Raw genomic sequence first — 8,921 nt, forward strand, 5'->3', positions numbered from 1 at the left:
AATCCAATGAACTATTAGAGAATATCACGCAACGTCTAAGCTGTTAATTGATTGATTATTTATATAATACGAGGAGGGCGTGCAGATGAAAGCAAACTCTGGTTTATGGCTACTACGCGACTATGCTCGTACGCTGCCACTTTTTATCATTCTTTTCTATTTCGTAACGGCTAATCCGGATGGTAGCTTTTACTTAACCTGGAATCTGGCCAATGGCTATCTCACCCTCACCTACTTGGTCGCTTACCCGCTCTTGATGCATTGGTTTCCTAAATGGCGCCGTAACCACTTTAAAAGCCAATCATTGGCAACTAAATCTTCAGAACTCGAATTAGAAGACAATCATCATAATGAGCTTAATCCCATTAAGAACAAATATGACCTGAACTTTCAAAATGAACGACGAGATGACCTGATTAATATCTCTTTACGGTTATTTGCACATGGCCTTTTAATGGTGGTCGCCTTACCGCTTGTTTTAGGTGTCGGCTTATACCGCGTCATTAAAACAAGTATCCATCATTAACTTAAATTTGGTCAAAAAAAAAACCCGACAATTCTCGAAATTTCAAGAATTGTCGGGTTGAGTTATCCACAGTGGATAAGGTTTACTTTTTAACGGACTTGTGCAAAAAGTCCACGGCCGCGGCATGCATTTTATGCGGCACATGATGAACCCCACCATCAGCGTGGTGGAATTCAGTTTGCGCTAACGCTGGGGTATCCCCAAAACGTTGTTCAAAATCATGCACATATTTATAAGGGACCATCTGATCCGCTGTCCCGTTAAAGAAGAACATCGGACGACCAGCTAACCGATCGGCATGCGCTGACAAATCAAATTGATCGATTTGCGCATACGTCTTAGTTAACAGTTCCGCTGGTAATTGAGCCAACAGTTCAGCTGGAATCTGAGCGACTTGGTCTTTAGCGAACGCCACCGGTTCCGGTGACCCAATCAATGACACCCCGGCCACAACAGTCGGCTGGGTCGCCATCACACCTGCAGCGGTAATGCCACCCATTGAGGTGCCCATGACCCCAATTCGGTCAGGATCAGTTAAGCCGCGGCTTACCAGCGAGTCGACTAGTTGCGGGAATTCTGCCACTGAATGGCCAACAATTTCCCAAAAACGTTCGGGATGATGGTCTAAGTTCGTCCCATCAGTCCGACTGCCATGTAAGTAAGCCGTCGGTAAAATGACCCGAAACCCAGCCTGTACCAGTGGATAACTCGCCACTAATTCGGATGAGGTCGGCGTGGTCCAGCCATGATAATCAATAATGGTTGGAAGCTTCGTCTGGGCTTGACTGGCCGCAAACACGTGGAGTACCGGTAAGTCGTCGAGCGTCGTAGCGCGGACGATTACATCTTCAAAACTTGTCGTTGTCATTATTATCACCATTTCTTTGCCAGAATTAATCTTTAATAGTGTATCAGAGAATTTACGACAAACCAATCAAAAAGCGCTAATTGCGGATGAACTTACCCACAATTAACGCTTTCTTTAGTCTTATTTTTCAAGTGAATCTAAGAAATCTTCAACTTGTTTTTGGGTCTTGCGGAACTTATCCACATAACGCCCAGTTTCTTGGCCATCTTCAATCCCGACGAAACTTGGAATGCCCATCACACCCATATCCTGGGCGATATCAATGTTGGCGTCACGGTCAACCGTGATCCAATCATATTGGTCATACTTTGCTTCAATGTCAGGCATAACTGGCTTGATGAATGCACAGTCAGGGCACCAGTCCGCCGTGAAGAATAACATGTGCTTGCCGGTCTTAATGCGTTCGCGAATTTCTTCGTTGCTTAAAGTTGCTGTTGCCATTGTAAATGCCTCCGTATTGTCAATATCGTTTCAATAATCTAAGTTTACCACATACTAAAAGTAAGTAAAGACTTTTGCCTAACACTTTTAGCTTATTTAGCAGCTTTAGCTAAAGCTTGCGCGATATCAGCCGCTAAGTCAACTGTATTTTCCAAGCCAGTGGATAATCGTAACAAATTCGCAGTAATCCCTTTGGCTTGACGTTCAGCTTCACTCAAGTCAGCATGGGTCTGCACGGCAGGTACGGTGACTAAACTCTCAACCCCACCTAAACTTTCCGCAAACGACACGATTTGTAAGGCTTGTAAAAACTTATCCACATCCACACCAGCCGCTAAGTAAAAACTAATCATCCCACCGCGCCCTGGGTACAGCACCTTATCCACATGGGGATTAGCGGTTAACGCTTTGACCAACGTCTGTGCATTAGCTTCATGCTGGCGAATCCGTAACGGCAACGTCTTCAAACTCCGGAGCAATAGCCATGAATCAAACGGATCAAGGACCGCCCCAGTCGTGACCAGGTTAAATTCAAGTTGATCAGCATCGGCTTGGTGCTTCGCCACCACGGCCCCCGCTAAGATATCGTTATGACCGGCTAGATATTTGGTGGCGGAATGTACCACGATATCCGCGCCTAGCTCAAGTGGCTTTTGAATCAACGGGGTATAAAATGTGTTATCCACAATTAACTTGATACCATGGGCTTTGGTCGTCTTGGCAGTCGCCGCGATGTCGATAACTTTCATTGTCGGATTGGACGGTGTCTCCAGCCATAATGCCACTGTTTGGTCATCGATCGCATCGGCCAGCGCTTGTTGGTCTTGCCCATCCCACACGGAAAATTCTAAGTGATAATGGTCATGTAACAAGTCGAAGAACCGATATGACCCACCGTACAAATCATCGGAGATAATAATCCGGTCCCCGCTATTAAATAATGTAAAAACGAGTTGAATCGCTGACATGCCTGACGATAACGCGAAAGCCGCGACCCCGTTTTCAAGTTGGGCTAACGTCTTTTCCAAGATACATCGAGTTGGTTGTGCTTCTCGCGGATAGTCAAAGCCTGTCGATTGACCAAGACCGGCATGGCGATACGCTGTGGATAAGTAGATTGGTGCGGAAATGGCCCCGGTCTTTTCATCGTCCGTTCGATTGCCAGCTTGGGCTAGTAAGGTTTCAATGTGGAGCTGATTATTGGTTGATTTCGTCATTGTTGGGTCCTCTTTCTCTTTTGGCTGGTTGGTGGGGAGCTTGTGGGCTGAAACGTGTTCGCTCGGGCAGTTCCCTCCGCTTAGCTACGCCAGCCAACCATCCGGAAAAACACCGGATAATTGACTAGCTAGGCTAATGCTCAGGAACTCCCGCCCTCGCTCACACTCTACAAAAAAATCCCCAGTCCTAACAATCTAGGACCAGGGACGCACGCGCGTGTTACCACCCAAGTTTTATAACCGGTCGCCCGGCTACACTTGTTAAGTTGCTCTCACAACTCGCTGGGGTATCGGCCAGTGCCGCTAGGACAGCATCGCTACCGTCACTAGGCATTCCGAGCTCATCTTCATCATCTCTGACAACGCCGCTTCTCAGTTAGTACGGCTTCCTGTGGTTGCTTGACATGACTACTCTTCTCATCAACATGTTCTTTAATTATATTCTCATCTTACTCTAATCGTCAGATTCGTCAAGTTTCTACCAATCTTTTACGACTAAGCGTTTCACCAAATTAGTTTTGCTGTATATTTTACGATGAATATCGTACAATTAATCCACAAGAAAGCGGCGATACCATGCTAAACATCAAACCAGTATCTGAGCTACGTAACTATAACAAAATACTGACTGAAGTCAATCCAGATGCACCTTTATTCTTAACCAAAAATGGGTACGGTAAATACACCATCCTCGATATCAAGGATTACGAGCGCTTACGTGATAGTCTGACAATCCTAAATAAATTACGCCAAGCCCAAAAAGGTCATACACATTCGATGGCAGAAGTACGTCAGGAGTTGCTGGGTAAATGAAAAAATACCAGGTACACTTCTCAGACGATGCAATCAACGATTTACATCAGCTAAAACAGTACCTGGCAATAAATTTTAGTACAAATGTCACCAACAACGTCATCACTAATCTAATGAATCGGTTTGATTTGTTATCTCATTACACCTCTATGGGCCGACCCGCTAGCGAATCGACCCGCTTTTGAAAGATTATTTCTATATTCGTAACCGTCACAACACTATTTTCTATACGTTAAATCAAAATAGTCATGAATTAACAATTTTGCGTCTTTTCGACAATCACGAAAACTTTATTATAAACATTCCAAAATATTTGCGTCACTCAAATTAAAAGTTAGTAACGGTACCCCTTCATCTCAGTTGCCTTAAAATCTATTATCCTGCTAATTGCTGTTGTACTCGATTTAAGTCCGCTAACAAGGTTGCCAAAAGTTCACGGTTAACCTTAGCCTGACGTTTTAACTGCTGCAACCGCGCCGTTAAGATTAGTTGTTGCTGCCGTAAATACGCATCACGACTATCGCGCGTAACCATCCGAACTGGCTGAGCTGGCAGTTGCATCTGAATCACGGAACCTGTTTCAAAATTCACGGTAATTCACTCCCTCATCTCAATAGCCTAAGTGTACCCCCTTAGACTTACTATAAGACAAGTCCTTTTTTAACTTTTTATCCTAAAGATCGTTCTAAATACGCAGCCCGAATTAAACGGTATGCGACGGACGTTTGCAATTGTTCCAGCTTAAAAGTCGGGCTTTCCACCTGACTGAGCCAGTACGCATCATTCGCTAATTCCCACCCAACTGCTTTTCCAGTGACACAACACTCGTCTAAGTCTGGCGTTTGTTCGATTAAGTGGGTTAAGAGCGTCGCCAACGGCTTATCGGTCGCAATCAATTGTAAGTCACTCACTTGCGCCGCCAACAACCAGCAGCGGGCTTGATCAGCCAAGCCACGTAATTGTGACTGCGCGGCGGTAGCTAAGACTAGCGGTGGCGTTTTTAACTGCAAGACCGTTAAGCTTAGCAAAGCGGCCGCCGTGTTCAGTAAGGACTGATGGCTAAATGCTGCCACATAGCTAGCCAAATACCACTGTCGCTGCAATTGAGACAACACCGGTAACTTGGCTTGGTCCACCACGCTCGCCAGTCGTTCTAGCAACCGGGCATAGGTGGTATGGTCAATCCGTGTGACCAGGTCGGCTAAGGCATACTGTGGATAAATATCACTTGCATCCGTGGCCGTATTCCAAGCCAATAAATCAACATCGCCTCGGACTTTCAATTGCGCAATGGCGGCCTGCGCATCGCTAGACCACTTGCTAATCGGCTCAAAATCATGCCCGGTCTGTTGAACGGCATATTGCCACACGTTCATCACCACCCTACCTCAAATTTAATAATCCCAGCTTAGCACCTTAGGACTACTAGAAGGCAACTCGCAAGCTTTATTTCTTAGAAAACCTTAATCCCAGCCGCTTAGTCTTACTGTAACCAGAAGCTGTTTTTAGGATTACGGTCGATTGCTTGTAATCGCTGTGACGACGCGTTAAAATGATAACCATTGTTAATGCTATTTTTCGAGGAGGGTTCGAGTTGTCCTATTCAATTCAAGAAGTTGCTAAAAAGATGAACGTCTCAACTTACAGTATTCGCTACTATCACGATCACGGCATGTTGCCATTCGTCAAACGTGACGCGAACAATAATCGGGTCTTTGAAGACTCCGACTTAGAATGGTTACACTTGATTATCTGCCTACGTTCAACTGGAATGCCCGTGGAACGGATTCAACATTACTTAGACCTCGTTCAAGAAGGCGAAAGCACCGTTCCTGAACGCTATGAAATGATGAAGGCCCAACAATCCCGGACACTAGAAGAAATCAATGATTTACAAAATCATTTGAAGACCATTAATGTCAAAGTTGATCATTACGCCGATGTCCTGATCAATCATAAATCCGATGACTTTGTGCCTTCCAATGTTCGTGATGCGGAAGAAGTTCAACCATAATTAAAAAGGTGATTCTTAAATTTCTTGTGGGAAAATTTTAGAATCACCTTTTCTTTTACTATGCCCTTTTGGAAACATGCCGGAACGATAGCACCTTAAAATCCGTGGAGTCTTTAATTATTAATCTGCCCATTTAATAATAGCGACCACTATTACTTAATTAAAACTCAGTTTTAGGAATAGTATAGATCAAAGGCTTTTTATCAACGTGTTTAGCAACATTTAAAATGACATTATCTCCCTTAAGCATGATACCTTCCGTTTCAATTTGATTAGCGCTTTGTCCTGGAGAGGACAAATATCCTCCTACAATTGTAACTAATCTACTCTTGAAATTTTCGGTTCCCCAACCACCTTTTTGAATAACTGGTGCTGAAAACTTTTTACCACTAGAAATATATATCGCCTGCGCATTATTGAACTCGATACCTTGAACAGACTCATTATATACCTTAGAGTAAAAACTACTTACTGCATACGACTGGACACATGCTGAACGAATCAATACATTTTCAGCTGAGATATACTTAGAAACTTTTCCCTCGTAATCATCCAACACTTTATTTATTGTACTAGCCTTATAATAAGAAAATTGAACATTATTAGATGAATTCATAGACCAAATTAATAAGTAATTACGTGAACTATCGAGTGCAGCTTCACAACGCTTTAATGAACCAAAAGATGCTCCGGTCTTATTAGCACGATTGATACTTGAAATTCTAGCAATCCCAGTATAATCAATCGTTGAACCAGCAACATACCTAATTCGACCAACTTGTGTACCCCAATCAGTATCCCCTGGATAATCTGGATAGTCCACTTTCATAGCTTTACATATAACCCAAAAGTAAGCCGTTCCAACCGAATTATCAAACCATTGCAGTGTCTGACCATGACCAAATCTCAAAAGAGTCATGTGATCTTGCGCTTTTAATGATGACGTATTATTCAACTTAAAACGACTAATATAGCCTGTGGCACCACTTCTATTATTTACCTGCTGTACTGTGTAAAGATAGCTCGAGCCAATATAGCAATTTTGAACAACATTTGATGTCGGTAAACCACTCAATGTATAGACTAAAGTTCCAGTTGCTGTTGAAGCTTTGACAACCTGTCGTGTTCCAACATCCTCAGTATCTGCCGTATCTTCTTGTTTTAACCTCAAATAATATTCATATGCTTGTCTAGGCGCCTCTGGATGATTTTTAAAGTACTCATCCATAGAATCATCAGTTAGAAAATCATCCCTATCCAATATTAATTTTCCACTTAATACTGGCCTGCCAGAATCAAAAGGTTCATCTATTTGTTCCTTATTACCATTATCTTTCATACTGATTACCTCCAAGCTAATTGATATTCAAGCTTACACTCATTAACTACCATCGTTTTCCTTTAATAATTTAAAAGTTTAGTCGTTCCAATCACATAGCACAAATCAAAATTCTGAAACTAATGTACGCAACTAAATTTAACACCTATTGTTTATTTATAATCTTTACAAACTCTAAAATTCATCTTTCATCCATTAGATGCTAACAAATTTTGAATTTCTAATTCAATTGTACATAGGAGAAAAACATGCTATATTACGCTATAATCTATAGCATAAACAAAGGAGAAAAGCTCATGAAATCAATTCGTATCTATATATCTTTAACCGTTATAATTTTTACTGCACTTGGACTGCGCTCTACAATATTCCCCAATGCGACTGCAGCTACCATTAAAACAAAAGACACCACTCTGACAACACCAGGATCCATGCGAAATGTTAGTGCTACTGGCAAATATGCCCTATACACTAAACCCGGTACCACAAAAGGCGCTAAGTTGATTGCCTCTAAAGCCAAGTTACAAGAATGGCAAACCTACACTAACGTCGACCGTGACTACTACCAAGTTAACGGTAAAAATAAACTAAATCGCGGATCAGGCTACTACTTACGAGCATATTGCTACACCGTGACAAATACAGGCGCCGTCTACTACAAAGTCGTCACGATGAACGGCAAGTATCGTGGCTATCTTTATGGCGGTAAAAAAGTTGGTAAATTTGCCGGTGGTCTCAAGCCCGCCAATACAACTCAAAGTACTTTAATTCCAACTAACTTTACAGCTAATGTCGGTATTATTAGTGGCGGGACACTTTGGAACCAGGTACCATACACACAATACAAGGCAAAACGACTGGCACATATGACTGACTTCAACAGTACGACGATTCCACACCTAGCTAAGTTTAAAATCACGAAAGCCATTAAACGAACTAAAGAACAAGATACCTATTACCAGCTCGTTTCGACCGATAATTATCACTTTTCAGGTTGGGTTAACTCAATCTATGTCGATCGTTATTCATCAATCGCTGACAATTGGGGCGTTGACGCTACAGACTAAGCCTAATTTTAAATCACCTAAAAAAACGGATCTGGAATATAACTCAAAATAGGGCTTGGATATTCATTCAAAAAGTCTTAACCAATTTAACGCCATGAATTGAAGCTTTAGCGATTGCTTAAGCTATCAATTATCGTATAGGTTATGGCTCACTAATTGCGGTCTTGGTTAACCAACGCGAATAAGCTGAATAATCGTACCTGCCAAACGACATAAACGATTGAACCTTGAGTGTTCAGGTAAGATGTTCTTTTGAAAAAAAACACCTTGCCAAGAAATGGTAGGAACGAGTTTGAACGGTTATTTTAAGATCAATTTTCCAGCACATGTGGAACGGATTCAACATTACTTAGACCTCGTTCAAGAAGGCGAAAGCACCGTTCCTGAACGCTATGAAATGATGAAGGCCCAACAATCCCGGACACTAGAAGAAATCAATGATTTACAAAATCATTTGAAGACCATTAATGTCAAAGTTGACCATTACGCCGATGTCCTGATCAATCATAAATCCGATGACTTTGTGCCTTCCAATGTTCGTGATGCAGAAGAAGTTCAACCATAATAAAAATACTAAGCTTAGAGGCATAAGAGTTATCCGACGGGATGCTCTTATGCCTCTATTACTTTATAGTG

11 protein-coding genes are annotated in these 8,921 nt (G+C 42.3%); 5 read left to right on the forward strand and 6 right to left on the reverse strand.

The window, feature by feature from the left end:
- Positions 1-85: 85 nt before the first annotated feature.
- Positions 86-526: a hypothetical protein gene (locus FFM80_RS14115; protein WP_137641387.1), complete on the forward strand. Its 441-nt coding sequence runs from the start codon at positions 86-88 to the stop codon at positions 524-526.
- Between the two features lie 82 nt (positions 527-608).
- Here the strand turns inward: FFM80_RS14115 and FFM80_RS14120 are convergent, their stop codons facing one another.
- The 3 genes from FFM80_RS14120 to FFM80_RS14130 all read right to left on the reverse strand — a co-directional run bounded on the left by FFM80_RS14120 (position 609) and on the right by FFM80_RS14130 (position 3,052).
- On the reverse strand, positions 609-1,394 hold the full coding sequence (locus tag FFM80_RS14120; RefSeq protein ID WP_137641388.1) for an alpha/beta fold hydrolase: 786 nt from the start codon (positions 1,392-1,394) through the stop codon (positions 609-611).
- 120 nt (positions 1,395-1,514) lie between these two features.
- Positions 1,515-1,835: a thioredoxin family protein gene (locus tag FFM80_RS14125; RefSeq protein ID WP_137634990.1), complete on the reverse strand. Its 321-nt coding sequence runs from the start codon at positions 1,833-1,835 to the stop codon at positions 1,515-1,517.
- 92 nt (positions 1,836-1,927) lie between these two features.
- Positions 1,928-3,052, reverse strand: a complete 1,125-nt coding sequence (locus FFM80_RS14130; RefSeq protein ID WP_137641389.1) for a PLP-dependent transferase — start codon at positions 3,050-3,052, stop codon at positions 1,928-1,930.
- Positions 3,053-3,628: 576 nt separating this feature from the next.
- Between FFM80_RS14130 and FFM80_RS14135 the strand changes: the two genes are divergently transcribed.
- Positions 3,629-3,865 (forward strand): type II toxin-antitoxin system Phd/YefM family antitoxin, encoded by a 237-nt coding sequence (locus tag FFM80_RS14135; protein WP_137641390.1) that lies wholly within the window; start codon positions 3,629-3,631, stop codon positions 3,863-3,865.
- Between the two features lie 375 nt (positions 3,866-4,240).
- Here FFM80_RS14135 and FFM80_RS14140 read toward each other — a convergent pair whose 3' ends face one another.
- Positions 4,241-4,456 (reverse strand): hypothetical protein, encoded by a 216-nt coding sequence (locus FFM80_RS14140; RefSeq protein WP_137641391.1) that lies wholly within the window; start codon positions 4,454-4,456, stop codon positions 4,241-4,243.
- Positions 4,457-4,533: 77 nt separating this feature from the next.
- Complete coding sequence (locus FFM80_RS14145) at positions 4,534-5,241, reverse strand: hypothetical protein (protein WP_137641392.1); 708 nt, start codon at positions 5,239-5,241, stop codon at positions 4,534-4,536.
- 218 nt (positions 5,242-5,459) lie between these two features.
- Here FFM80_RS14145 and FFM80_RS14150 point away from each other — a divergent pair, with 218 nt between their 5' ends.
- Positions 5,460-5,879, forward strand: a complete 420-nt coding sequence (locus FFM80_RS14150; RefSeq protein WP_137634994.1) for a MerR family transcriptional regulator — start codon at positions 5,460-5,462, stop codon at positions 5,877-5,879.
- A gap of 160 nt (positions 5,880-6,039) precedes the next feature.
- On the opposite strand, the gene FFM80_RS14155 is transcribed toward FFM80_RS14150, so the two are convergent.
- The gene (locus tag FFM80_RS14155; RefSeq protein WP_137641393.1) at positions 6,040-7,218 is read right to left on the reverse strand and encodes a helveticin J family class III bacteriocin; all 1,179 of its coding nucleotides are present in this window, start codon (positions 7,216-7,218) and stop codon (positions 6,040-6,042) included.
- 431 nt (positions 7,219-7,649) lie between these two features.
- Here FFM80_RS14155 and FFM80_RS14160 point away from each other — a divergent pair, with 431 nt between their 5' ends.
- Positions 7,650-8,285 (forward strand): hypothetical protein, encoded by a 636-nt coding sequence (locus FFM80_RS14160; RefSeq protein ID WP_137641394.1) that lies wholly within the window; start codon positions 7,650-7,652, stop codon positions 8,283-8,285.
- Between the two features lie 292 nt (positions 8,286-8,577).
- The gene (locus tag FFM80_RS14165; RefSeq protein WP_223877383.1) at positions 8,578-8,850 is read left to right on the forward strand and encodes a MerR family transcriptional regulator; all 273 of its coding nucleotides are present in this window, start codon (positions 8,578-8,580) and stop codon (positions 8,848-8,850) included.
- Positions 8,851-8,921 lie beyond the last annotated feature (71 nt).

It is taken from the genome of Lactiplantibacillus dongliensis (assembly GCF_005405105.1).
Lineage (GTDB): Bacteria > Bacillota > Bacilli > Lactobacillales > Lactobacillaceae > Lactiplantibacillus > Lactiplantibacillus dongliensis.